This window comes from Pseudomonas sp. TNT2022 ID642 (assembly GCF_028656995.1).
Classification (GTDB): Bacteria; Pseudomonadota; Gammaproteobacteria; order Pseudomonadales; family Pseudomonadaceae; genus Aquipseudomonas.
On the sequence record NZ_JAMDGW010000007.1, the window covers coordinates 784,664 to 809,517 of the forward strand.

Here is a 24,854-nt window from a genome sequence, read left to right on the forward strand (position 1 = left end):
GGCCATACTCACCGACAAGGATGGATTTTGAAACTGCTTTTTAGATCAAAGGCAGAGATAAGAGCTCTCCTACGGTCGAGTCTTTAGATTTACCCCTTTAATGAACAAGAAAGTTGATTGTTTACCCCTTCTGCATAGGTGCTTCATATAGTCCACCTGAAGCAAACCAGCCCCCCACAAAACTGGTGCATTCGCGACTTCCGGCTTTCTCGACTAACGTTAATACCTCATCGGACAGAGCCCCTGCCCGCAACACCGGGCTCTTGATCAAGGAGAGACTGATGACGTCGCGACGCAACATCGAACAGACCTATCGCACCTGGTCCAGCCCGATTCTGTTGGAGCTGAAAAAGCGTGAGCACCAAATGGCGCCGGTCGAGCGCCAGGCACTTGAGAATGTTCTGGTGGAAAGAAGGTTGCTGGACATCGGCGGCCCGGAGGGTATTGAACGTCGTCGAAACAGCGGTGACTGACACTGCGCTTTCGCGAGCGGGCTCGCTCCCACCCTGATTGAGGTTGGTCAGAAAACTTGTGTTCACCTGCAATCCTGTGGGAGCGAGCCTGCTCGCGAAGAGGCCGGCCGCAGACACCTTGATCATTGAGGCCGACGCATCGCCCTCACCCGGCCACTGTCGCCACCACCGCAATAGAAACGATCGGCACCGTCGGCTTCCAGCCCCGAAACACCCGAGCCCTCGGGCATCTTCAACGCCGCGATGACTTCACCGTTCTGCGCATCGATATGCCGCAGCTCACTCTCATCCCCCTCCCAAGTGCCATGCCACAACCCGCCATCCACCCAGGTCACCCCGGTGACAAAACGGTTCGACTCCAGCGTGCGCAGGATCTTGCCGGTCTGCGGATCAATCTGATGAATCTTGCGCTCGCGATACTGCCCGACCCATAACGAGCCCTCCGCCCAGGCCATGCCCGAATCACCGCCATTGCCCGGTGCCGGGATGGTGTGGAGTACGCGACCGGTGGCTGGGTCGATCTTGTGGATGTGGCGATCGGCGATCTGATACAGATGTTGGCCGTCGAACGCGGTGCCACCATCAGCGCCAACCTTGATCGTCCGTACGGTCTCGCCGCTGACCGGATCGAGTGCATTGAGCTGGCCGTCGCTGGCGAACCAGACCTGCTGGCCATCGAATGTCACGCCGTGAATACCTTTGATGCCGTCAAAAGGACCGTACTCGCGAAGGATTTCTGCGTTTGCGTGTTTCATGTCGGCTTCCTCGTGGATGTGTGGGTCCAGCCTAGCCATTGCCCAGCGACACCGGGAGTAACAAGATCGTCGCGAAACCCGGCAGCGGCGGCGTCATCCAGCGTCGCGCCCGGCCGACCCCGAAGGCCTGCACCTTTTCCTCCGCTGCCAGCGCTTCCAGTGCCCGCTGCACTTGTCGCTGGCTGCGACCCAACGCCAGCGCCAATGCGGAACTCGCCCAGGCCTCACCATCGGCCAGCAAGGCCAGCAACGGCGCATGCCTGTCTTCGAACGGCAGCGTGAGCAGCACCACCTCGGCTGCCACCAGAGCGAAGCCGCGTGCCGTTGCAGTAATTTTCGCCAACGGTTCCAGCGCTGCCCGCAGCCGACCGATTTCGACGCGCAACCGCGCGCGGTGGGATTCGTCACTGAGCGGCAATCGAAACGCCGCCGCAAACAGTTGCTCCCGGGAGATATCGCCCGGCCAGGCTTGCGCGAGCAAGCGGACAAGGCTGAACAGCACCGGTCGGGTTGCCAGTGCCACGGTCATCCCGGCTCCGCGCACGCTGTAACGACAGGCATCGATAACCAGGCTCGATGACGCGAACAACGCCTCGACCTGCTCCAGGTTCACGGGTTGCGACTGACCCGCCATGATCAATCTCGCGGCGGGTGCGGCGAGTATTTGCCTGGCGTGTTCGATCTCTGCCAGCAGCGTCGCGATGCCCGCCTGTTGTGCGGCAAGCCGCGCCCGGACTAGCGCGACGCTTGCTTTGTGCGCCTGTACCCGGCGCAGGGCAATTCCGGCAACCATCAGTTCATGGGCCGCACGCAGCACTGGAGGCAATGGTGCGGGATCCACCTCTACAAGCAGCGCTTGGGCCGCATCCAGTTCACCAAGCAGCAGCAAACGGCGAATCTGCAAGTATCGCGCGTGCGCTGCGTTCAACCGGTCACCGTGGCTGAGCAGCAATTGCCGGGCGGTCTCCAGTGCCTTCACCGGCCAGCCCAAGTCACGCGTCGCCAGCGCCACTTCCGCCTCGGCCACCACACAGCGCGCCCGCGCCAGCGGTTCATTGGCGCCAAAGGCTTTCACCGCGCGCTGCAACAACGTCTTGGCGCGAAGCAGATCGCCGAGCTGAGCCATGGCAATGCCACGCAACGCCAGCGCGGGCGGGTCTTCACGCAAGGCAACGTAGTTCAACGCACCCAGCGGATCACCAGCGCTCAGCGCCCGACCAGCGGCGGTAATCAGCGAGTCCATGGTGAATTCATCCTCACGGGCACCTCGGTGCAGGGCGTTGAGATCGAGTGTAATGCAGGCGTTTAAGCGCGTTTAAAATCCCTTGATAGCACTTTGGTATTCCTGCACCATCGGCAAAGCTGTTCCACGGAAGGAGTCAGGCATGCTGGACGCAAACGCTACCCACATTACCTTTTCCCTTGAAGGCAGTTCCACCGACCTGCAGGTGTCGAGCTTTGTTGGTCGTGAAGCCCTCAACCAACCGTTCCGTTTCGACCTCGAACTCGTCAGCGCGCGCCCCGACCTCAAACTCGAAGAGCTATTGCACAAGCCCGGCGTCCTGACGTTTGGCACGACCGGCGAAGGCAAGATCCACGGTCTGGTCTACCGCATCGAGCAAGGCGACTCCGGCAAGACCCTGACCCGTTACAGCCTCAGCCTGTTGCCACAACTGGCCTACCTGCGGCACAACCACGATCAGCAGATTTTCCAGCAACTGACCGTGCCGAAGATCATCGCCCAGGTCCTGGAAGATCGCGGCATTCTCGCCGACGCCTACAGCTTTCAGCTCGGCGCCGAATACCCGGAACGCGACTACTGCGTGCAGTACGACGAATCCGACCTGCATTTCATCCAGCGCTTGTGCGAAGAAGAAGGTATTCACTTTCACTTCCAGCACAGCAGCAGCGGCCACAAACTGGTGTTCGGCGACGACCAGACCGTTTTCCGCAAGCTGAAACCGGTGAGCTACCAGCAAGACTCCGGCATGGCCGCCGACAAACCGGTGATCAAACGCTTCAACCTGCGTCTGGAAACCCGCACCACCCGCGTCAGCCGCCGCGATTACGACTTCGAAAAACCAAAGATCCTCCCCGAAGGCGCGGTCAAAACCGAGTTCGCCCCGGACCTCGAGGACTACGACTACCCCGGCCGCTTCACCACCCGCGAGCGCGGCAAGTTCCTCTCCACCCGAGCCCTCGAACGCCATCGCAGCGACTACAAACTCGCCGAAGGCAAAGGTGACGAGCCGACTCTCACCAGCGGCCATTTCCTCACGCTCGCCGAACACCCGCGCGCCGAGTGGAACGATCTGTGGCTGCTGCTGGAAGTCTTCCACGAAGGCAAACAACCGCAAGTCCTCGGCGAAAACGTCACCAGCGACGTCACCGACCACAAAAGCGATTTCCACCAGGGCTACCGCAACAGCTTCATCGCCACCCCGTGGGACGCGCACTACCGCCCTGCCCTTGAACACCCGAAACCAAAAGTCCTCGGCAGCCAGACCGCCGTCGTCACCGGCCCCGCAGGCGAAGAAATCCATTGCGACCAATACGGCCGCATCAAGGTGCAATTCCACTGGGACCGCGACGGTCAGTCCAACGACAAAACCACCTGCTGGATGCGCGTCGCCAGTGGCTGGGCCGGCGCCGCGTACGGCGGCATCGCCATCCCGCGCATCGGCATGGAAGTCCTCGTCACCTTCCTCGAAGGCGATCCCGACCAGCCACTGGTCACCGGTTGCCTGTACCACAAGGAAAACGTCGTCCCCTACGACCTGCCGGCAAACAAGACCCGCAGCACCTTCAAAACCCTGAGTTCACCGGGCGGCAAGGGCTACAACGAGTTCCGCATCGAAGACAAAAAAGGTGTAGAGCAGATCTACATCCACGCTCAACGCGATTGGGATGAGAACATTGAGCACGATCAGAAGATCCGCGTCGGCAACGAACGACATGACACCGTTGAAGCCAACACGCTGAGCGAGTTCAAGGTTGAAGAACACCGGATTACGCATCTGGATCGAATCAGCGAGATGCGTGCGGATGATCACCTGACCGTCGGTGTCACGCAGCACCTGAAAGTGGGTACTGCGCAGTTTGTCGAGGTCGGAAACGAAATCCACTATCACGCCGGCGACAAGGTTGTAGTTGAGGGAGGCATGGAGCTCACCGCCAAGGCCGGCGGCAGTTTCGTCAAAGTCGATGCCGGTGGCGTGACCATCAGCGGTGCGCAGGTGAAAACCAACTCCGGCGGATCTCCGGGGTCCGGTACCGGCATTGCGATCAAGCTGCCGATAGCATTGACACCTGCTGATGCAGATTACGCCGGTAAAACCCTCAGAGCAGCGCCAATCAACACACCGACAGCCGCGGCATCGCTCACAACACCGTCGTCTGCAACCGCCGCGCCGAGCGCCGCAGAAACCCGGCTCATCCAGCAAAACATGCAGGCGCAGACATTGGTGGCCGCCGCAAAAACCGGCGTGCCTTTCTGCGAGATATGCAACCGATGAGCCAGTTTCGACCCAGCCTCAACGAATGGTTGACCGCCGAACTCTGGCCGCAAGGTTGGCGCCCGGACGCGCCTAAGGTCTACGCCTTGCTCGAGGGCGCTCGCGACCCACGCATCGAATCGCTGGTTCGCACCAGCGGCGCTGAATTTTCCTGCCTGTGCGCCGGCGAACTCGCGCCGAGCCTGTCGGCGGCAGCGCCCTATCTGCTGCACCTTGATCCGCAGCAGGCGCACACTTGGCGACTGCTCGAAGACAGTTGGGGACAGAGTTGGGGCATTTTCGTCACCGCCCCTGCGCAGGTTTCCCTGGACGAATTACGCGGTCACTTTAGAACCTTGCTGCGCGTCACCGACCCGGATGGCAACCTGCTGGTGTTCCGCTTCTACGACCCCAGAGTCCTGCGCGTGTACCTGCCGACCTGCACGCCCCAAGAGCGCGACGCGATATTCGGCCCGGCGATCAAGCTGATCGCCGAAACCAGCACCGGTCATTCATTGATTGTTTACCCGGCAGATCCTGCGGGCGGCCCGGCGGCGCGGGTCAGTGGCTGGCCTTCGGCTGATGCGGGCGGATGAAACGTTTTCAACAAACATTTCAACGTCATCTGCTCCACACACCGATAAAACAACAATCATGGAGTCCATTACTTGAAGCGTATGGTCTGGCTTTTGTTTCCGATGCTCGCAGCCTGTAGCGCTGGCCCGCTCCTGTACCCCGATTCGAAAGCGGGACGGCAGGCAAACCTCACGCCGACCTGCCCCGGACCGAAAACGGCGATGCTGTTCACGACAACATCGAAAGATCTGGACTGGGTTTTTCTGCTTGTCCACGTGTCACTGCCGGGAGACCTGACCATGCCTGCACGGACGCCGGTGGTCGATACCGAAGTGCGACTCTCCACTCAGCTGTACATGGAGCCTTCCAGCCAGCGCGGCATCAGTACCAAGGAACGGTGGATACCGTTGCCTGAATTTCCGCTCTGGATCAGCGGCCAATCGCCAATGGCGACCGTACAACTGGTTAACGGTGAAACCTACCAGGTCAGCATCGAACCACTGAAAACCGGCTTCAACCCGCGCGCGCGTGAAGTACGCGACATCTATCATTCCGGCACACCGCTGGGCAAAGGTGAACTGGATGACTTCATCCTGACCTTGCCCGAGCTGTTCCTGAACGGTGAAAAAATCAACACAGCGCCGATCCACTTCAAGAAACGTGAAGAGCGCTATTTCCCCATATTGAACTGTTGAAGGCTCAGACCGGAGAAATCGTTGCCAGCAAGCCGATCAAAATAGTGAGAGCCAGAAAACCACCCAGGAAAATCGCCATCTTGTTCATGTTGCTCTCCTCAATGCTCAGCTTGCGGTGCACCGGATGCTTCGGGATGAAGGCTCGTCGCGAGTGACCGAACTGTGGGGCTATTTTGAGCGGATGACTGAACCGGTAACAGAGGCAGATCCAGCGAAAAAATACGGATCAGATGCACATCTGATCCGTATGGGTCATGGACCGATATTCAAATCGTTGCACAAGTGTTCAATTTCGCTGTGGTTGATCTAGAGTCATTGCCGTCGCGAGAACAACAAGAACAACCCTGGAGTGAACATGACCGACCTGAACCTGCAACCCAACGTCGCTGAATCGCTGAAGCAATGGCACCAAATGATCCGCACCGGCAACCTCAGCGCCCTGCCCGGTTTGCTTGATCCACAAGCCGTGTTCCGCTCGCCAATGGCCCACACGCCCTATCCGGGCGCACCGGTGGTGTCGATGATTCTCAATACCGTGTTCGACGTGTTTGAAGACTTCACCTATCACCGTGAGCTGGCGACTGCCGATGGCTTGAATGTGATTCTGGAGTTCAGTGCGAAGGTGGGTTCGAAGGAGCTGAAAGGCATCGACATGATTCGCTTTGATGAGAACGGGAAGATTGTCGAGTTTGAGGTGATGGTTCGCCCGTTGAGTGGGTTGCAGGCGTTGGGGGAAGAGATGGGTAGGCGGCTTGGGGATTATCTGGCCAAAGTAAGAGACTGATGTATCAGTAGGCCTTAATTGGCAAAACTCATTGAGTGACAATTGAAGCGGGTGAATGAATTGAAGTATTCGAAACGGGCGACAGAGGAAGACCTAAATTCAAACATCGCTATCTCGCCGAAGCCCTGAATTCAACGCAAAAGCATGGAGTGAATATGAAGGACTATTATAAAAGCCGCACAGAAGATCCTGCTGGTCAAATCACCAATAGAATGGAAGGATCTTATCATCGGTTTTTAGCGGGTTTCACCGAAACCAAAGCCATAAATCACTCGCTCTCAAAGGGGGAGCAGAGAGAAAATCCAATTAAAGATTTTTTTGAAGAACTCCTTCCCCGTCGTTTCTCCGTGACGTCCGGAGAAATTTTTGACTCGAAAGGAAATATTAGCCCGCAAAGCGATTTGATAATTTATCGAACTATAGACGGTATCCCGGTTTTAAATCAGCAGCCCACGATCCTACAGTCCGAGTCAGTCATGTGCGTCACAGAAGTAAAATCCGTGATAAACACAGAAGCATATAAAGATTGTCTAATCAAAGCAAAAAAACTATTTGAACTCAAACCGTTTGGCAAACCTTTACAAATGTATGAAAGAGGGAGAGATCCTTCCTCTGAAGAATGCAGATATTTCATTTCCATTTTTGCATACAGCAGCAACATCAAGGGCTCGTTGAAAGACGAATACAAAAGATACAAACAATGTGCAGAAGAAGCCGGAATCGATGAAAAAATAATAGACCGCATCTACATACTTGGAAAAGGAATAATAAACCCCTCAGACAAGAAGGTTGCGGCAGATACAGAAAATAGAAAAATTGGGCTATTTTATTTTTATTCAAACCTCCTTCAATTTGCGACTAGAGAAGCAATCAGGAGGAAAGAGGTTCCACACATCGCTTATTTTGGCCGAATGTCCGAAGGGTGGGAAAATGTTAAATAGCCAAAAATGAAAATAGAACAGAAGAAAGCAAACATGAAAGAAATAGAATTGAAAAACTGGAGCGAATTTGACCAGATCATTGAAAAGAAACATTATCGAAAATGGATCTTTCGAGGCGAATCAGATGCCAATTGGGAATTAAAAAGTTCTCTTCATCGTGCATTTGAAGAAGCACAGGAAATACATACAAACGGCAAAGGCAAGACAAAAAAACTTGACAAAATCTCCCACGAACAAGTGATGATTGATCGCTTCAAATGCAACGCGCACTTGTACCTTAATAACCTTCCAACCAAGGATGATACTTTAAGCTGGCTCTCTCTGATGCAACACTATGGAGCGCCCACCAGATTATTAGACTTTACATTTTCTCCATATGTAGCTCTTTTTTTTGCACTGGAGACGGGAAAGTCTGAAGCGGCAATATACTTAATCAATCACGACTCCATAAAAAACGATGATGACACGCTATCTGGCATAGATCGCCTTGAATCTTACTCAAACATACTGACACCACAAAAAGCTCAAGAACACTCATACCTTCTCGCCTTTGAACCGACATTCTCGAACCAAAGATTACTTGCACAACAAGGATTATTCGTCGCATCAAACACGCTAGCCGAAAGTCATGGTGAGATATTAAAAAAACACAACAGCAACCAAGTACAAAAAATAATAGTTCCGAAAGAGTTGCGATTCGAGGGGCTACGAAAACTAAACAAAATGAATATAAACTCCGCCAATATTTACCCTGGCCTGGATGGATTCTGTAAAAGCATGTACCGACAGCCGACCTTCGGCCTTGAGTGGCAGAGAAGAGTCGGTATGTAATCATCTACTCCATTGTCTCCTCCTGATCGACAATCAGTTCAAGTATCAACCGGATGCAGATGGCTATCACCAATCCACAAAAAAACCCACTGACCGTCGCCGGTTCAGTGGGCTTTGTGTCTCTGGCAGCTAGTTACAGCGCCATGTCACGTGCAGCGTTTTCCTTCGGTGCTTCAGCTTTTTCAGCTGCAGGTGCCGCCGGAGCAGCCACCTGACCGATCACTGGAGGCGTCGGCAGTTCGAGGATTTTGGCGGTGTAGGCCCACTCTGCAGCCACTTTGGCTGGATCGCTGTTCAGCTGAGTGCCGTAGCTTGGAACGATCTGGTGCAGCTTGGTTTGCCACTCAGGGGTCGCGACTTTGTCTTTGAAGACTTTCTGCAGCACGCTCAGCATGATCGGAGCAGCGGTCGACGCGCCTGGCGATGCGCCCAGCAGGCCGGCGATGGAGCCGTCTTGTGCAGCAACGATTTCGGTGCCCAGTTTCAGCACGCCGCCAGCGGCTTCATCACGCTTGATGATTTGCACGCGTTGGCCGGCTTGCCACAGGCGCCAGTCTTCGGCTTTGGCGTTCGGGAAGTATTCCTTCAGCGCGTTCAGACGGTCTTCATCCGACAGCATCAGTTGGCCAGCCAGGTACTCGACCAGCGGGTATTCCTTGATGCCGACCTTGGTCATAGGCCAGATGTTGTGGGTAGTGGTGCTGGTCAGCAGGTCCAGGTACGAACCTTCCTTGAGGAACTTGGTGCTGAAGGTCGCGAATGGGCCAAACAGGATGACGCGCTTACCGTCCAGAACACGGGTGTCCAGGTGCGGAACGGACATCGGTGGTGCGCCAACCGACGCTTTACCGTAGGCCTTGGCCAGGTGCTGTTCAGCGATGGCCGGGTTATCGGTCACCAGGAACGAGCCGCCTACCGGGAAGCCAGCGTATTCCTTGGCTTCAGGAATGCCCGACTTCTGCAGCAAGTGCAGTGCACCGCCGCCCGCGCCGATGAAGACGAACTTGGCGTCGGTTTCGGTTTTAGTGCCGTCTTTCAGGTTTTTGTAGCTGACGCGCCAAGTGCCATCGGCATTCTTGGTGATGTCCTGGACTTCGCTCGACAGTTTCAGATCGAAGTTAGGCTTGGTCTGCAGGTACGTGGCGAACTGGCGGGTGATTTCGCCGAAGTTCATGTCGGTACCCAGCGGGCTCCAGGTGGCCGCGATTTTCTGGTTCGGGTCACGCCCTTCCATCATCAGCGGGACCCACTTCTTGATCACAGCCGGGTCTTCGGAGTACTGCATGCCGGCGAACAGCGGGCTCGCTTGCAGGGCTTCGTAGCGCTTTTTCAGGAACTTGATGTTGTCATCGCCCCACACGAAGCTCATGTGCGGAGTGGTGTTGATGAACGAGCGAGGGTTCTTCAGAACGCCTTGCTGAACCTGCCAGGCCCAGAACTGACGGGAGACCTGGAACGCTTCGTTGATCTCGACGGCTTTCGGGATCGTCACGTTGCCTTTGTCGTCTTCCGGGGTGTAGTTCAGCTCGGCGAGCGCCGAGTGACCGGTACCGGCGTTGTTCCAGCCGTTGGAGCTTTCCAGGGCGACGCCGTCGAGGCGCTCGACCATTTCCATCGACCAGCTTGGCTCCAGCTCATTGATCCACACACCCAAGGTGGTGCTCATGATGCCGCCGCCGATCAGCAGGACGTCGACTTTCTTTGCTTCGTCAGCATTGGCGGATGTCATCCCCATCGCCAAAGCCAGACCCAACAGGGCTGTGTTCACTTTTTTAAACATCTGTTGCACCTATGATAAAACGCCTTCCGCCCGCCGCTGTTATCTGTATGCGATCCGCTTTGATGACGCTCAGGCTAGCGTCGCAGATTCCGGCACACTTCAATTTTGACGGGTGGGCACACAAGGCCGACATGCTGCATCGACCTCAGTTAATGTCCCTTCTGAACTGACTTCTTATCATTATTGGCTCAGCTACTTGAGCGACAGGGATTCCGTCGGCTCGCCCAAAGGCAAGCAAACTGAATAAGGTCAAACCAAGTTGGCGCGAAGAATATCACGTCAGGGCAAACCCGCGCGTCTGTTCCCGACTTGAGAGTCTTTTTCCGCTCAGGGACTTATCGGCCGCCAGTCGCCGAACATGACCCTCCAATCAGTGCGCCGACTCAAACCATCCAGCATTCAAGTGTAGTTGCCCAGCGATCAAGCGCTTTTCGGCAGTGCCTTACTCAGGAATTATCTGCTAGGTTGTACGACGACTGACAAATAAGTCGTCAATCCCATAACAACAAGGAAACAACCGCAATGACCAAGACCCGACTGCTGATCGGTTTTCTCTGTGCCTTCAACGGTTACGCCATGGCCGCATCGGCCCCGGCGGAAAAAGATGTCGCCCAAGCGGTGGAGCATCTGACCCAGGCGATGCTGCACAAGGACATCGCCGAACTGAACGCGCTCACCGCGCCCAACCTGACTTACGGCCATTCCAGCGGCAAGATTCAGGACAAGAAAGAATTCATCGCCGACATTGAAACCGGCAAGAGCGCCTTCAAGACCCTGGAAATGCAGAACCAGACCATCACCCTGTCCGGCGACACCGCGCTGGTGCGCCACCACTTTTCCGCGCAGGCGTTGAAGGGGACCGAGGTGGTGCCGACGGAGATCGAGAACTTTCAGATCTGGCAGAAGCAGGACGGCAAATGGTTGTTGGTGGGGCGGCAGGCGTTCAAGTTTTGAGGGGAGCTATCTAGCCTGAATGAATATTGACCGGGCTGGCCTCATCGCGGGCAAGCCCGCTCCCACAGGGTTCGATGTTGTAAATGCAATTGTGTTTACACCACCGCCCATTGTGGGAGCTGGCTTGCCAGCGATGAGGCCAATTCAGACACCACAAGTGCAATTGTTCCAATCGCTATCACAACCGAAACCGATCCACCGATTGCGCCAACTGCCCCGCCAGGCTCGACAACTCATCGGTGGTATTGGCCGTTTGCCCGATCACCCGGCTGTTGCCCTCGGACATCCCGGCAATCATTTCCACCTGATGGGCAATTTCGTTACTGGCCTGACTCTGCTCGCCAATCGTGCGGGTGATGTCATTGACCAGTTGTGTCGTGCTCAACGTCGCCTCAAGGATTTCGCGGATAGCGCGTTCGACATCCGCCGTCACCGCCATGCCCTTGTCGACCTGCGCGACGCCCGCCTCCATGCTGCTGACCGCCTCGCGGGTGCTGTGCTGAATGCGCGCGACCATTGCGGCGATTTCCTGGGTCGAGGCGCTGGTGCGTGCCGCCAGACTGCGCACTTCGTCAGCCACCACTGCAAACCCCCTGCCCTGTTCTCCGGCCCGGGCCGCTTCAATGGCAGCATTGAGCGCCAGCAGATTGGTCTGGTCGGCGATGCTCTTGATCACCTGAATGATGTTGAAAATGGCTTCGGATTCCTGGTCCAGCGTGCGGATCACCTGGGCCGACTGTTGTGCTGATCGGGCGATATCGTCCATATCGCTGACCACTTGATGAATGACCCCGCCGCCCTCCTTGGCCAGGGTTTCGGCTTGACTGGCCATGCTCAGGGCGCGTTCGGCGTGGCGGGTGATTTCCTCGATGCTCGCGGTCATCTGGCTGGCGGCTGCGGCCATGGTGCCGGCGGCGACACTTTGTTGCTGACTGCTGTCGGCGACCTGATGGCAGCCGTGGCTGAGTTGCGCGCTCATGCCACTGACGCCATGAGCATTGCGCCGTACCACGTCGATCATGTTGCGCAAGTCGCGCTGCATGGTCGCCAATGTGCGGATCAGGACACTGGCTTCATCCTTGCCGGACGGCTCGGCGATCGGCTCGCTGAGGTTGCCGTGGGCGATGCTTTCGGCGATACGGCTGGCGGCCTTCAACGGCCCCATGATGCTGAGAATGACCCAGCGCCCCTGAATCAGGAGCAACACAAGACTGGCGATCAACACCACGCCGAGCGCGACGTTGGCGCTGCGGATGGCTGATTCGGTACCTTCGCTGGTCTGCCGGGTATTGGACTCGATCAACTCGCTCAAAGCGGCCATTTGCTCTTCGAGCTGACTGAATGCCGTGTTGAAGGTGCCCAGTTCCTGCTGAGCGGCATCGGGATTGTCCAGCGCCAACCCGACGATCCGCTCGCCGGTATTGATGTAGGTATCGAGGCTCGGCTTGATCTGCTCCAGCGCTGTGCGCAATGCCGGGTTGATCGGCAACTTGAGGTTGTCTTCAAGCACCTCACGAAAATGCCCCGCATGCTCGTTGATCGAATCGCGCACCTCGGTCGCCGTACTGGTGCTTTTGCCTAGCCCCACCAGCATTGCCGAATAGACATCGGCGCGCAGGGCATCGTGCATCATGTCGGCTTCCATGTGGTTGCGCAGCGCGCTCATGCTGACCGCGTTATCGCTGACCGCCGAGGCCATCCGCTGGTTGCCGACGTAACTGACCAGACTCACGATCAACGCCGTCAGCAGACTTGTCACAATCAGCAACACTAAACGCAGTTTGATCGACACCGGATTTTCCTCTCTCGTTACGCCCGTAAGCGCTTGTCAGCCTTCAGTTAAGCCTATTTGCGCAGGTCTGCCGCGCTAGAGCGTGTCAGCAGGTGTCGGCGTAATGGCCAAAGGCAGCAAAACTTTCGGATTGCGCAGCAAGTCTCACTTTTCAACGCGCACGGCCAACGCCTTCATCGCCGGTTAATACCGGCAGGCTATTGAGTCCGTCGTTCTGAATTCTCATGCAGCAAAAGGAAACGCTATGAAACGCGCATTGTGGTTGGGTTTGCTCGGCACCTTCGCCATCGGTACCGCGCACGCGGCGACGGAAAAAGTCGCCATCAATCTGGTCAGCGCTGACGGCGCGCCGCAGGCGATCGGCTCGGTCACCATCAGTGAAACCGCGTATGGCCTGTTGTTCACACCCGATCTGAAATCCCTGCCGGCCGGCGTGCATGGCTTCCATGTGCATGAAAATGCCAGTTGCGAAGCGGGCATGAAGGATGGCGTCAAAGGCGCCGCACTGGCCGCGGGCGGGCATTTCGACCCGCAGAAAACCGGCAAACACCTCGGCCCGTACGCTGACGGCCATTTGGGTGACCTGCCGGCGGTCTACGTGACGGCAGATGGCGTCGCCAATTACCCGGTACTGGCGCCGCGCCTGAAAAAGATCTCCGAGGTGAAGGGTCACGCGCTGATGATTCACGCCGGCGGCGACAATCACGCCGACATGCCCAAACCGCTGGGCGGCGGAGGTGATCGCATGGCGTGCGGGGTGATCTGAAACCCATGACATAAAACCGGGCAGCCCGCCATGGCGTTGCCCGCGTCTGTCTCGCAATAACGCAGACTTTCCCGCTCCACGGAACTCCCGCCGCGCGCGCCCCTCTCACATTATGTAATCCTTCCCTTTTTGCTTCGCGCTTGTGGAGGAACACCGTCATGCGCAAGTTAGTGCTCATTTCTTCTTTACTCTTATGCCTGCCCGTGGGTTCCGCTCTGGCCAAAGTCGATGCCGGAGATGTCGCCACCTCGGCCGGTGTCTCCGCGTCGCTGTACTCGACCTTCAAGGATCACAAAATGGTGATTCCGGCCCGTGACGACTTGTCTGCATTCGTCGCCAGCGGCGGGGCCATTCGTGGGGTTTATCTTGAGTCGGTATTGCAACAGGTGCGCCAGAACAACCCTGGCCTCAACGCCAGTGATGAAGATCTGGCCAACGCGATTCTGGTGCATTACGAAGGCCTGAATCAGTAGCCGTCACGGAAAAAGCAGCCGATGGATGGCCGCTGAAGGCGCATAGGCAAAACTGTCCGACGGCCTCTATGATGGAGGCCATGACGACTTCTGCGCCTTTGCGCTCCCCCTGCCCGCCCGGCGCCTGCATTTGCGGGCGCGATCCGTTGCTGGAGACGCCCGGCGCGGATTTGCGCATCCTTCGCCTGACCCGTGAGGAAGAGAAACGCCTGCTCGCACGCCTCGAAATGCTCAAAGACCTGAACGACCTCAAACATCTGCAACAGCGCATGTTCGAGCAACTGGGGATTCGCGTCGATGTCGCTCCCGGGTTCAACGAAGTGCGCACCATGCGCGGTATAGCGATTCAGATCGACGAGTTACCCGGTCTGTGCCGCAAGACCCGTGCAGCCATCCCGGCCGCGATCCGCCGTGGACTGGAAAACCACCCGGAAATCGCCTTCGAACTGCTCAACGCCCACGACTTGCTGCGCGACACCTGATCACTTTTTCAGACCGACCCGTTTGCGCATCTCGGCCGTGATGCTCTGGCGGGTTTTCTTCATGTCGGCCCATGGTTCGTCGCCCACTTCAGCCAGCCGCTCATGAACGTTGTGCACGTTCCACTGATTGCCGCCCTTGATCTCGGCGACCTCTTCGCGAAACAGCGGCACCGACACCGGCAAACCTTCGCGGGTGCGCGCCGCATAGGCGCAAATGGTGGTGGCGCCCAGACCGTTGCGCAGGTAATCGATAAAGATCCGCCCGACGCGGTTTTTCGGCCCGGACACCGCAGAAAAGCGGTCCGGCAACAGCTTGGCGATATGACTGACGATGGCGTGGCTGAAATCCTTGACTTCATCCCAGCCGAGTTTGCGGGTCAGCGGCACCACCAGGTGAATGCCCTTGCCGCCGCTGGTTTTAAGGAACGCCTTAAGGCCCAACTCATCGAGCACAGTCAACGTCAGCGACGTCGCTTCGACCATGCTTTTCCACGGCAGCGCCGGATCCGGGTCAAGGTCGAGGACGAAGCGATCGGGCTTGTCCAGATCGACCGTGGTCGCGTTCCAAGTGTGCAGTTCGACGGTGCTCATCTGCACCGCACCAATCAGCGCTTCGGCATTGTTGATCAGCATCACCGGTTGCCCGGTGAGGTCCTTGTCCAGCGTGGTGATGCCGGGGATCGCCAGGCGTTCGGCGTTTTTCTGGAAGAACAACTCACCGGCGATGCCGTCCGGGGCGCGTACCAGCGCCACCGGCCGATCCTTGAGTTGCGGCAGGATCCATTCGGCAACACTGGCGTAATACTCGGCCAATTGCATCTTGGTGGTGCCGCTGACCGCGTCGATGACCCGATCCGGGTGCGTGATGCGCACCTTGCCGTTGGCCAGTCCGAGCTGAGACGGCGCGGTTTCGGCGTTGCTCGCCGGGGCCTTTTTCGCTGGTTTTTTGGTAGGCGTTTTCTTCTCTGTGGTCTTCACCGGTTTCGCTCGCTCCACTGTAATGCCCTTGGCCGGTTTGTCATCGCGCAAGCCATGGAACACGGCGTGGCGTACCGAACCGTCCTTGGTCATTTCGGCAAATGCGACTTCTGCCAGCAGTTTCGGCTTGAGCCAATGCACACCTTTGACATCGAACCCGCTGGGTGGATTGACCACCGCCGGCTTCTTCACCTGCAAGGGTTTGAGTTGGGCCAGAATGCTTTTCAACGTCGACTCGTTGAAACCGGTGCCGACCTTGCCGGCATAGCGCAATTCACCGCTGTCGCGGTCGTGCAGGCCCAACAGCAATGCGCCGAAGGCACTGCGTGAACCTTTCGGATCGGTGTAACCGACGACCACAAATTCCTGGCGGTGTTTGCACTTAAGCTTGATCCAGTCGCCACTGCGCCGCGATACATACGGCGAGCCAAGGCGTTTGCCGATGAGGCCTTCCATCTGCATCTGGCAGGCGCTGTTGAGCAGGGCGTCCGGGGTTTCATCGAAGGCTTCGGAGAAGCGCAGCAAAGGTTGTTCATGATTGCCGAGCACCGTGGCCAACGCGGCGCGGCGCTCTTCGACCGGCACTTCACGCAAGTCGACGCCGTTGAGATACGGCAGATCAAACAAGTAGTAGAGAATGTTGCCGCTGCGCCCGGCTTCAAAGGCATTTTGCAGGGCCTGAAAGTCCGGCACGCCCTGTTCGTTGGCGACAACCATTTCGCCGTCCAGCCACGCCGATTCCAATCCCAGCGCCGCCAAGGCTGCGGCCTGTTGCGGCAACTTGTGCGTCCAGTCGTGATCGTTGCGGGTGAACAGTTGCACCTGATCATGATCAATCCGCGCCATGATCCGGTAGCCGTCGAACTTGATCTCATAGCTCCACTGCCCTTCGGGCGCGCTGTCGACCAGCGTGGCCAGTTCCGGCTTGAGCTGCGCCGGCAGTCTGGCCTTGTGCGCGCCGGTGAGCTTGCCAGTCGCTTGCTTGCGTGCCTTGGCCGGGGCCTTTTTCGGCGGTTTGCTTTGCTCGGCGGCCAACTTCGGCTTGGTAATCAGCGTGCGTTCGCTCAACACACTGTCCGGCTCGGCCGCCAACACATCGTAATCATCCTGCGGCCGTGCGGCGCTGTCCTGATGCTTGATCAGAAACCAGTTCTCCTTCTTGCCCGGCATGTGCGTGCGCACCAGGTTCCAGATGCCACCGAGCTTTTCGCCTTGCAGTTCGAACTTGAGCTTGCCCTTTTCGTAGGCCTTGTGCGGATCTTCCAGCGGAATCCAAACGCCACGATCCCAGACGATCACGTCACCGGCACCGTAATGTCCTTCGGGGATGCTGCCCTCGAACGTCGCGTAATCCAGCGGATGATCCTCGACGTGCACCGCCAGACGTTTGACCTTGGGGTCGAGCGACGGCCCTTTCGGCACCGCCCAGCTCTTCAGTGCGCCGTCGAGTTCCAGACGAAAGTCGTAATGCAGGTGCGAAGCATCGTGCTTCTGGATGCAGAACTGCAACGCGTGATCCGTGGCGGTTTTACGCCCCGAGCGCTTGACGGCGGCCGGTTCAGACGTCGCCGAGAAGTCGCGCATGCGGTTGTAGTCGTCAAGGTTTCTGCTCATTGCGCACCTGCCTTGCTTCAGCCAATTCGGGTCACGGTCAACGCCACCACGGCGATCCGGTCGACCCGTTGATAACCGGGGTTGAGCAGTTCTTCGCCGAAGACATCCGGATCGAGTTCACGGTAAGTCCAGCCGAAGCGTTTTTCATCGAGTCGCGGTAACACGGTGTCGAGGAACGGATCGCGACCATCAACCATCGCCACGCCGGTGTAGAGCAACAAAGAACCGCCGGGTGACAGCCGATTCAGCGCCTGTTCGACGATGCGCAGCGACAACCCTGCCCCCAGCGTGCCACCACCATGGCGATAGGCGCGCTCCGCTGGATCGGCCATGTACGGTGGATTGGCGACGATCAGGTCGAACTCGCCGTCGACACCCTGCAACAGATCACTGGCGCGCACTTCAACATTGGCGACTTCCGCCAGTGCCGCATTGATCGCGGTCAGGCGCAGCGCTGCGGGGTTGATATCCAGCGCCAATACTTGCGCCTCGCGACGGGCACGACCGATCACGATTGCACCGACACCAGCCCCACAGCCGATATCTACCGCGCGATGGATCGGCGCGAAGTTTTGCTGCAGGTGGGCGTGGATCAGTTGCGCAAAACGGTAGGTGTCGGGGCCGAAAAACACCGCATCCGCCGCGTCGGTGGGGAATGCCGAATGCACGAACAGCAAATCATCCAGGCTTGACCAGCGCACGCGACTTTTCAACTGACCTTCGTAGGCATCAATGACCTGCGCGTCTTGCAGTTGCCGCTGTTCATCGGCCGACAACAACCCCGGCGCGAACGGACGCGACCAACCGAACACATCGCGCAAAGAGTCGGCCATCTGGCCTTCATCACGCTGGTTGACCCGTTGATGGGTCAACGGCGTCGGGGTGGTGAACCGATATCCATCTGCCAACAAGCGCCGTCCGAGATGCAGCAGCACGAGGTCGTTGGGGCAGAGTTGTTCTTCCTGATTCATCGGCAAGGTCCTTAAGGCAAACGGGATTTGAGTTCGATAAAACGCCGGGTAGCGAGCAGCCCGGCCGGATGTGCATGGCGGGCCGGGGCGAGCCAGGGGATCAGAATCGCCATTTGCGCCAAGGCATCCTGACCTTGCAGCGCGGCGTTGAGCGCCTGAACATCGGGATCCTGTTCAAGCCCCGCAATGGCCGCTGCGGTTTGACTGTGCCGTCGAACAGGTTTCGCTTTACCCGACGGCGTCCAGTCGCCGGCAATCCAGTCGTGCACCAGTTGTTTTTCGTAGGCATTGAACACACCGAACATCGCCGCACCGTCGCCCGCGATCAGTTGCCAAAAGCGACTGGCCTGTGGGTCTTCGTGGCGTTTGATCCAGCCCTTGTTCTGCAAGGCTTGAAGAAAACCGGGCAATTGCTCCGGTGCAACCAGCCACTGATTGACGGTCTGCCCTTCGAAGCGGCAGTAATCGGAGTGCATGTGTTGTGCGAATGGGCACTTGCGCTCGAGCATCGCCAGCAACTCGTGTTCAAGGTCGAAACTTTCGATGATCGCGCGACTGCCCTGCCCTAGATCGTTGAGCCGATAGCCCAGCGCGATCCGACGCAGAAACTCGGCGCGATCGGCCTCGAGCGGCAGTAGGTCAAGCGCCGCCAGCACGGCTTTTTGCGCATGGCCGGTGCTGGCGTTGTCGATGGTCACGTGCAGGGTGAAATAGTACGGATCGATGCCCAGTTCACTGAGTTCGTAACTGCTGATCAACAAGTGCAAGGGCAGTTGTTCATAGCCGAGGTTGTAGCCGATCACCTCAGGCAGATAATCAGCACCACAGACACCGAGGGCCAGTTGTATCGCGCCTTGCAGGTAGCGCTCATCGTCGATGGCGCTGCTGTCCTGCAAGTCGTGTTCGGCGAGCAGTTTGCGGTAGATCACCACGTGGTTCTGCGCCGGATTGCCTTCGCCCAATTCTTCCAGAAAGGTCCGCAGCAGGCCCTGGAAACGCGGGTCCTGCCAGCGCGGCAATAGACCATAAAGCCAGGCACCGTCGACCAGTTTGGTCGGTGCCACCGCTTGCAGGAAATACAGCGCCTGCGCCTTGCCACGAAAGAATTGCCGAGGCCCGCCGTCCTTGCGCTGTTGCAGATAGTCGGCGTATTGCCGGGCGACATCGGCGCAATGTTCGGCGACCCATGAGTGCCACGTCGTCGGGTCTTCAGGCAGAGCATCGGTGAGTGGCGCGGCGTGTTGCAGTTGCTCCTGCAAAAACGCCTGCGCAAGGTCCTGTGGATTGTCATCGCGCAACAACGCTTCATAGACCCGGCGGATGTTCCCGGCGGCGTTCATCAGATGCGGTTGGGCAGGCGCAGCCTGCAGGTGTGTCAGGACAGTCATGGCAAAGTTCTCGGTCGGTTGGCAGGACGCTGTTCCACACGCCTCTACAGCAGCAGAGAGGCGGCGCCTGCGAAAAATTCAATCGACGTGAAAATTGCCCGGACGGACGGCGAAGCAGCTCCGTGACGGAGCTGCTGATGGCGATGATTATTTGACGTTACTTCAGGCCTGGCCCTTGGCCTGCTGTTCCAGATGCACCTGCAAATCCGGGTCGATCTGCAAGGCTGCTGCCAGCTCGTCCAGATAACTGCGCTCCGCGTCCCGCTGGTCATCCACGAGGATCACGCTGACCAGATACATCTCAGCGGCCATAGCCGGATCGCCTTTGGCCGCCTGCGCGACTTCGTTGGCGTCCAGCGGTTTCGAGACTTCTTCGTCAAACCATTGCTGCAATTGTGGGTCGTCGGTGTGTTTGCTGATTTCCCCACTGATCATCTGTTGTTCACGGGTGTCGATCTCACCGTCAGCCTTGGCCGCCGCAATCAACGCGCGCAACACAGCATGGCTGTGCTCCTCGACTTCCGGGCCGGCAAGGAGATTCGCCGTCTGCGGGATCTGTTGCGGGGCCGCCCTGGCCTGGCTGCGTTGCCAGGCCTGATACGCCTGGAACGCCATCATCCCTAGCGACGCCAGCGCCGCATAATTGGTCCCGCCGGAACGACTTTGCGTACCGCCCCCGCCGCCCAGTGCGCCACCCAAGGCGCCGCCCAGCCCCCCACCGGCACCGCCGCCGAGCAAACCACCGAGCAAGCCGCCCAAGCCGCCAAGTCCACCGGCAGATCCGCCGCCGCTGGCCGCGCCCGAGCCACCACCGAGCAGTCCACCCAGCAAGCCGCCTAAACTACCCAAACCATCGCCGGCAGACGCTGAAGATTGTTGTCCCGCCGAGGCCTGGCCTCGCAGCAGTTGTTCGAGCAAATCGCTGGTGTTCATGACGTCATCCTCAAGCATTGGCAGTAACTGCGTCTGGCAACGATAGACCCGTGCGGCCTTAGCGCCAGCACCGTTTGGCTGATGCTCGAAGCCTTGGCGGATTTCGCCCGCGTATTTTTTCGCCGGCCAGCTAAGATTGATCAGTGGTGAACCTTATCCCGGCCAGACCGGTCGATAGCAGCAACCCCGACCCGGTTTGCCGGCGCCCTTGCACGCAAGGGTGATACCCGGCTTGCTTCACTTTCTGGAGAACGCCCCCGTGATATCGACCGTACACATCGCCAGGCTCAAAGCATGGGGCGCCCATGGTTTTACCGCGACTGGCGTGGTCACCGCTTTTCTGGCGACCCTTGCACTGTTGGAAAACCAGCCGACCCACTGCCTGATGTGGCTGGGGGTGGCGCTGATTGTCGACGGCCTCGACGGCGCGCTGGCGCGCAAGGTCAACGTGCAATCGGTGCTGCCCAGCTTCGATGGTTCGATCCTTGATCTGGTGATCGATTACCTGACGTATGTCTTCATTCCGGCACTGTTCATCTATCGCTACATTCCGTTGCCCGACTACACCTTGCTGCTGACCGTGTCGCTGATCCTGGTGTCGTCGCTGTTCTGCTTCTGCAACGTCAACATGAAGAGCAAGGACAACTACTTTGTCGGGTTTCCGGCGGCGTGGAATGTGGTCGCGCTGTGCCTGTACATCATCGGGCCAGGGCCGTGGATCACTTTTCTGACGGTGATTGGTCTGGCGCTGCTGACCGTGACGCGAATGAAGTTCCTGCACCCGTTCCGGGTACGCCGGTTCATGCCGATCAACATTGCGGTGACGGCGATCTGGCTGCTTTGCAGTCTGTCGCTGGTGCTTAATCACCCGGTGATCAACCCGTTGGTGATGGGCTTGTGGTTACTGATGTCGGCTTACTTTCTGGGAATTTGTATCTGGCGCACGGCGCTGGAGTGGTTTGATCGGCCGCAGGTGAAATAGGTCTTCCGCCCCAACTACATTTCCCTTGTGGGAGCGAGCCTGCTCGCGAAGACGGAGTCTCAGACAACAACTTTGTTGAATGACACAGCCCTTTCGCGAGCAGGCTCACTCCCACAGGGTTATCCATCGTCATGAAAACCGGGGGTGAATCAGCGCTTGGTGATCACCACCTCCAGATATTCACTCGGCACCACCAGCGACGCCTCCCCCGCCCGGTTCAAACGATTGAGCAGATCGGCCAGATCACTTTCCAGCGCCTGCCCGCTCTCCGGCGGCAACGCCCCGAAGGCCTTGTGCACCGGCCCGTACCAATGGCGGAAGATGTCGATGAAGTGCGCGGCCGAGCGATAGCGAAAGTTGAACTCGCGCCGTGTCACGCGCAGCAGAAAGTCGCGGTCATCGAAATGTTTGTGCAGCCAGGCATCAGAGCCCCAATTCGACGGCGGCTGAGCACCGGCAGGCGGTGGCAGATGCCGGCCGAGGGTCTTGAACATCTGCCCAACAAAACCTTCCGGCGTCCAGTTGGCCAGACCGATCCGCCCGCCACGGCGACAAACCCGGCCGAGCTCGGCAGCAGCCTTGTCCTGATCCGGTGCGAACATCACCCCAAAGGTCGACAGCACGGCGTCATAGCTCTCGTCGGCAAACGGCAGCGCTTCGGCATCGGCCACCTGAAAGGTCACGTCCAGATGCTCCGCACGGGCACGGTCCTGTCCGCGCTCCAGCAGTGCCGCGACGTAATCGGTCGAGGTGACCAGACAACCGCGCCGCGCCGCCGCCAGCGTCGCATTACCGTTGCCGGCAGCGACATCCAGCACCTCCTCGTCGCAACGCAGGTCGCAGGCTTCGGCGAGGTTTTCGCCGACGATTTGCAACGTCGTGCCGATCACGGCGTAGTCGCCACTGGCCCAGGCGACTTTCTGGCGTTCTTTCAAGGCAGTCAGATCAATCGGGGTACTCATGACAGTGAGCTCCGCTACAAATTGGATCAGTGATTATTCGGCCGTCGTCGGGTCAATGACCGTCATCACACGCGCCACACTGTTGGCAGGAAATCCTCCAAGCCTGGCGTGTTCGCGCACCTGCTCTTCGTCAGGCGCGATGTACACGCAATAGATTTTGTCCGCGGTGACGTAGCTTTGCAGCCATTGCACCTGTGGGCCGAGTTCGCGCAACACGTCACAGGACTTGTGCGACACGGCTTTGAGTTCTGCTTCCGACAGCTTCCCTGCCCCTGGAATCTCGCGTTCAATCACGAATTTAGGCATGGCTACCTCGCGCTCTTGTTATGGGGCAAGGCCGGCAGTGACCCTGCTCACGCACTATCGCGCCGAGACCGCTCGGCGTCCCTGCCAATCGTCTGGCAACCCGGTAAAACCGGGGGTTTGCCGATGAGCGGTGGAATTCTGTAAAGCGTCTGGAACACCTTGAGGATTGCCAAGGTTGGGGGATTGGTTTCTGATGCTCCCTCGCTTCTGGAAAGGACTCGACTGATGTCAGTGAAACTCGATTGGCTCGCGCATCACATGCACCACAGCGACCGTTATGCTCAATGGATCCACCAACAATTCCCCTACGAATACGTCGACCATCCGCTGGCCGAGTGGCAGCGTGAATTTGCCGAGGGCCAAAGCAATGACGACTGGTCCTGCCTGATCGCCATGGACGGTGAACATCTGCTCGGCGGCGCCGCGCTGGCACGCGATGACCTCGACCTGCGTCCCGACCTCGGCCCATGGCTGGCCTGCGTGTTCGTCAGCCCTGAAGCACGCGGGCAAGGGCTGGCGGAGCGCTTGATCGAGGGTATTTGCCGGGAGGCAAAAGACTGCGGCTTTGCGCGTTTGTATCTGCATACGCAGAGCAAGCAGGACTACTACGCCAAGCGCGGCTGGCAGGTCCTGGAGCGTTTTCGCGCCTGGGACAACGAACAATGGCTCATGGTCCGCGACCTCTGAGCCATTGGTGTTGCTGATCAGGCCGCCGGCGCCTTCGCCTCCTCCAGCAACTGCTGGATCATCTGCTCCTGCGCTTCGTAGCGACCTTCGCCGAAGTGGCTATAACGCACCTGCCCTTTGGCGTCGATCAGGTAATGCGCCGGCCAGTACTGATTGTCGAAGTTGCGCCAGATTGCATAGTTGTTGTCGATGGCCACCGGGTAAGTGATGCCGAGTTTTTTCACCTGATCCTTGACGTTGTCGATGATCCGCTCGTAACCGTACTCCGGGGTGTGGACGCCGATCACCACGAGCCCGTCTTTTTCGTATTTCTTCGCCCAGTCTTTGACGTACGGCAGGGTGTGCTGGCAGTTGATGCAGTCGTAGGTCCAGAAGTCCACCAGTACAACTTTGCCGCGCAGGGACTCGGCGCTCAGCTCGGGCGAGTTCAGCCATTGCACTGCGCCGCCCAGTGACGGCATCGCGCCTTTGCCCTCCTCCATCGGCGAGTCTGCGCGGACTTTGCTGATGAAGTAGTCGACCACTTTCGGCACGTTCTCCAACACGCTTTTTTCGACGCTGGCGACGCTTTCAGAGGAGGTCTTCGCCAACAAGGTTTTATCGAAGCCGGTAGCAATCACCGCTGCCGTTGCCAGTACCGCAACCCCGGCACAACGGCGCAACCAACCGGTGAACGGAATCGACAGCTTCAGGCGATTGACCAAGCCGCGTCCGGTGAAAATCAACGTACCCAGCGACAATGCACTGCCGGCGCCGTAGGCCAGCAGCAACAGGCTGGTCTGCGCGTTGGCGCCTTGCAGCATGGCACCGGTGAGAATCACCCCGAGAATCGGTCCCGCGCACGGTGCCCAAAGCAGTCCCGTGGCCACGCCGAGCATGACCGAACCCATCGGCCCGGTCTTGTTCCGAATATCCGGGTCAAGGCGATTGCCCAGCATCACAAAGGGACGTGTCAGCCAGTCACCGATGCGCGCCGATATCAGCGACAGCGCGAACACGCTCATCACGATCAACGCGACGTAACGTCCGCTGTTGCTGGCCTGGATCACCCACTCGCTGCTGACCACAGCGAGGCTTGAGATCAGCGCGAAGGTCAGGGCCATGCCACCGAGGGTGAGCAGAATCGAAGTGCGGCTGCGTTGGGCGCCGGCAAACAGAAACGGCACCACCGGCAGGATGCAGGGGCTGAGCACGGTCAGCAGACCGCCGAGGAATGCGATGAGGTACATAGTGAGTC

Annotated in this window: 24 protein-coding genes and 1 pseudogene; 13 read left to right on the plus strand and 12 right to left on the minus strand. The window is 58.4% G+C overall.

All coding sequences use genetic code 11. From position 1 onward, the window contains the following. The first annotated feature begins 281 nt into the window (after positions 1–281). Positions 282–473: a hypothetical protein gene (locus M5G26_RS09420; protein ID WP_273915121.1), complete on the plus strand. Its 192-nt coding sequence runs from the start codon at positions 282–284 to the stop codon at positions 471–473. Positions 474–595: 122 nt separating this feature from the next. On the opposite strand, the gene M5G26_RS09425 is transcribed toward M5G26_RS09420, so the two are convergent. Both M5G26_RS09425 and M5G26_RS09430 read right to left on the minus strand, forming a co-directional pair. After that, positions 596–1,228, minus strand: a complete 633-nt coding sequence (locus M5G26_RS09425; protein WP_273915122.1) for a Vgb family protein — start codon at positions 1,226–1,228, stop codon at positions 596–598. A gap of 31 nt (positions 1,229–1,259) precedes the next feature. Then, complete coding sequence (locus M5G26_RS09430) at positions 1,260–2,471, minus strand: helix-turn-helix domain-containing protein (protein ID WP_273915123.1); 1,212 nt, start codon at positions 2,469–2,471, stop codon at positions 1,260–1,262. A gap of 142 nt (positions 2,472–2,613) precedes the next feature. Here M5G26_RS09430 and M5G26_RS09435 point away from each other — a divergent pair, with 142 nt between their 5' ends. From M5G26_RS09435 to M5G26_RS09460, 6 genes are all read left to right on the plus strand, one after another. Further along, complete coding sequence (locus tag M5G26_RS09435) at positions 2,614–4,743, plus strand: type VI secretion system Vgr family protein (protein WP_273915124.1); 2,130 nt, start codon at positions 2,614–2,616, stop codon at positions 4,741–4,743. Continuing rightward, a complete protein-coding gene (locus tag M5G26_RS09440) occupies positions 4,740–5,318 on the plus strand; it encodes a DUF4123 domain-containing protein (protein WP_273915125.1) in 579 nt (192 codons plus the stop codon). Before M5G26_RS09435 ends, M5G26_RS09440 begins: the two co-directional genes overlap by 4 nt. Positions 5,319–5,399: 81 nt before the next feature. Further along, positions 5,400–5,993, plus strand: a complete 594-nt coding sequence (locus M5G26_RS09445; protein WP_273915173.1) for a hypothetical protein — start codon at positions 5,400–5,402, stop codon at positions 5,991–5,993. A 355-nt stretch (positions 5,994–6,348) separates the two neighbouring features. Further along, the gene (locus M5G26_RS09450) at positions 6,349–6,777 is read left to right on the plus strand and encodes a nuclear transport factor 2 family protein (RefSeq protein ID WP_273915126.1); all 429 of its coding nucleotides are present in this window, start codon (positions 6,349–6,351) and stop codon (positions 6,775–6,777) included. 155 nt (positions 6,778–6,932) lie between these two features. Then, entirely contained in the window at positions 6,933–7,718 is a 786-nt protein-coding gene (locus tag M5G26_RS09455) for a DUF6602 domain-containing protein (RefSeq protein ID WP_273915127.1), read from the plus strand. Between the two features lie 33 nt (positions 7,719–7,751). Next, positions 7,752–8,549: an FRG domain-containing protein gene (locus M5G26_RS09460; RefSeq protein ID WP_273915128.1), complete on the plus strand. Its 798-nt coding sequence runs from the start codon at positions 7,752–7,754 to the stop codon at positions 8,547–8,549. Between the two features lie 133 nt (positions 8,550–8,682). Here the strand turns inward: M5G26_RS09460 and mqo are convergent, their stop codons facing one another. Then, positions 8,683–10,329, minus strand: a complete 1,647-nt coding sequence (mqo, locus tag M5G26_RS09465) for a malate dehydrogenase (quinone) (RefSeq protein ID WP_038369330.1) — start codon at positions 10,327–10,329, stop codon at positions 8,683–8,685. Positions 10,330–10,851: 522 nt separating this feature from the next. Here mqo and M5G26_RS09470 point away from each other — a divergent pair. Then, a complete protein-coding gene (locus M5G26_RS09470; protein WP_273915129.1) occupies positions 10,852–11,283 on the plus strand; it encodes a nuclear transport factor 2 family protein in 432 nt (143 codons plus the stop codon). A gap of 178 nt (positions 11,284–11,461) precedes the next feature. Here the strand turns inward: M5G26_RS09470 and M5G26_RS29500 are convergent, their stop codons facing one another. Together M5G26_RS29500 and M5G26_RS29505 are read right to left on the minus strand one after the other, a co-directional pair. Further along, on the minus strand, positions 11,462–12,325 hold the full coding sequence (locus M5G26_RS29500) for a methyl-accepting chemotaxis protein (RefSeq protein WP_432213860.1): 864 nt from the start codon (positions 12,323–12,325) through the stop codon (positions 11,462–11,464). Beyond that, positions 12,320–13,075: pseudogene (locus M5G26_RS29505) on the minus strand (MCP four helix bundle domain-containing protein); the annotation flags it as partial. The pseudogene M5G26_RS29505 and the gene M5G26_RS29500, both read right to left, overlap by 6 nt. A gap of 244 nt (positions 13,076–13,319) precedes the next feature. Between M5G26_RS29505 and sodC the strand changes: the two are divergent. The 3 genes from sodC to M5G26_RS09490 all read left to right on the plus strand — a co-directional run bounded on the left by sodC (position 13,320) and on the right by M5G26_RS09490 (position 14,796). Next, positions 13,320–13,841: a superoxide dismutase family protein gene (gene sodC, locus M5G26_RS09480; RefSeq protein ID WP_150693470.1), complete on the plus strand. Its 522-nt coding sequence runs from the start codon at positions 13,320–13,322 to the stop codon at positions 13,839–13,841. Between the two features lie 158 nt (positions 13,842–13,999). Next, on the plus strand, positions 14,000–14,314 hold the full coding sequence (locus tag M5G26_RS09485) for a DUF2388 domain-containing protein (protein ID WP_102902741.1): 315 nt from the start codon (positions 14,000–14,002) through the stop codon (positions 14,312–14,314). Positions 14,315–14,394: 80 nt separating this feature from the next. Then, complete coding sequence (locus tag M5G26_RS09490; RefSeq protein ID WP_185036722.1) at positions 14,395–14,796, plus strand: hypothetical protein; 402 nt, start codon at positions 14,395–14,397, stop codon at positions 14,794–14,796. Here the strand turns inward: M5G26_RS09490 and ligD are convergent, their stop codons facing one another. From ligD to M5G26_RS09510, 4 genes are all read right to left on the minus strand, one after another. Continuing rightward, positions 14,797–17,388, minus strand: coding sequence for a DNA ligase D (gene ligD, locus M5G26_RS09495; protein WP_273915131.1), 2,592 nt, complete (start codon positions 17,386–17,388; stop codon positions 14,797–14,799). It lies immediately after the preceding gene. A gap of 17 nt (positions 17,389–17,405) precedes the next feature. After that, complete coding sequence (locus tag M5G26_RS09500) at positions 17,406–18,359, minus strand: class I SAM-dependent methyltransferase (RefSeq protein WP_273915132.1); 954 nt, start codon at positions 18,357–18,359, stop codon at positions 17,406–17,408. A gap of 11 nt (positions 18,360–18,370) precedes the next feature. Next, positions 18,371–19,747 (minus strand): iron-containing redox enzyme family protein, encoded by a 1,377-nt coding sequence (locus M5G26_RS09505; protein ID WP_273915133.1) that lies wholly within the window; start codon positions 19,745–19,747, stop codon positions 18,371–18,373. A gap of 162 nt (positions 19,748–19,909) precedes the next feature. Continuing rightward, positions 19,910–20,680 carry a tellurite resistance TerB family protein gene (locus M5G26_RS09510; protein WP_273915134.1) on the minus strand — a complete coding sequence of 257 codons (771 nt, stop codon included), beginning with the start codon at positions 20,678–20,680 and terminating at the stop codon, positions 19,910–19,912. Between the two features lie 259 nt (positions 20,681–20,939). Here M5G26_RS09510 and pcsA point away from each other — a divergent pair, with 259 nt between their 5' ends. Continuing rightward, on the plus strand, positions 20,940–21,662 hold the full coding sequence (gene pcsA, locus M5G26_RS09515) for a phosphatidylcholine synthase (RefSeq protein ID WP_007919592.1): 723 nt from the start codon (positions 20,940–20,942) through the stop codon (positions 21,660–21,662). Between the two features lie 149 nt (positions 21,663–21,811). On the opposite strand, the gene M5G26_RS09520 is transcribed toward pcsA, so the two are convergent. Together M5G26_RS09520 and M5G26_RS09525 are read right to left on the minus strand one after the other, a co-directional pair. After that, positions 21,812–22,624: a class I SAM-dependent methyltransferase gene (locus M5G26_RS09520; protein ID WP_038369342.1), complete on the minus strand. Its 813-nt coding sequence runs from the start codon at positions 22,622–22,624 to the stop codon at positions 21,812–21,814. Positions 22,625–22,657: 33 nt separating this feature from the next. Then, positions 22,658–22,930: a DUF4242 domain-containing protein gene (locus tag M5G26_RS09525; protein ID WP_095120244.1), complete on the minus strand. Its 273-nt coding sequence runs from the start codon at positions 22,928–22,930 to the stop codon at positions 22,658–22,660. A gap of 225 nt (positions 22,931–23,155) precedes the next feature. Between M5G26_RS09525 and M5G26_RS09530 the strand changes: the two genes are divergently transcribed. Further along, positions 23,156–23,617: a GNAT family N-acetyltransferase gene (locus M5G26_RS09530; protein ID WP_273915135.1), complete on the plus strand. Its 462-nt coding sequence runs from the start codon at positions 23,156–23,158 to the stop codon at positions 23,615–23,617. A 17-nt stretch (positions 23,618–23,634) separates the two neighbouring features. On the opposite strand, the gene M5G26_RS09535 is transcribed toward M5G26_RS09530, so the two are convergent. Next, complete coding sequence (locus tag M5G26_RS09535) at positions 23,635–24,846, minus strand: cytochrome c biogenesis protein DipZ (RefSeq protein WP_273915136.1); 1,212 nt, start codon at positions 24,844–24,846, stop codon at positions 23,635–23,637. Positions 24,847–24,854: the final 8 nt, after the last annotated feature.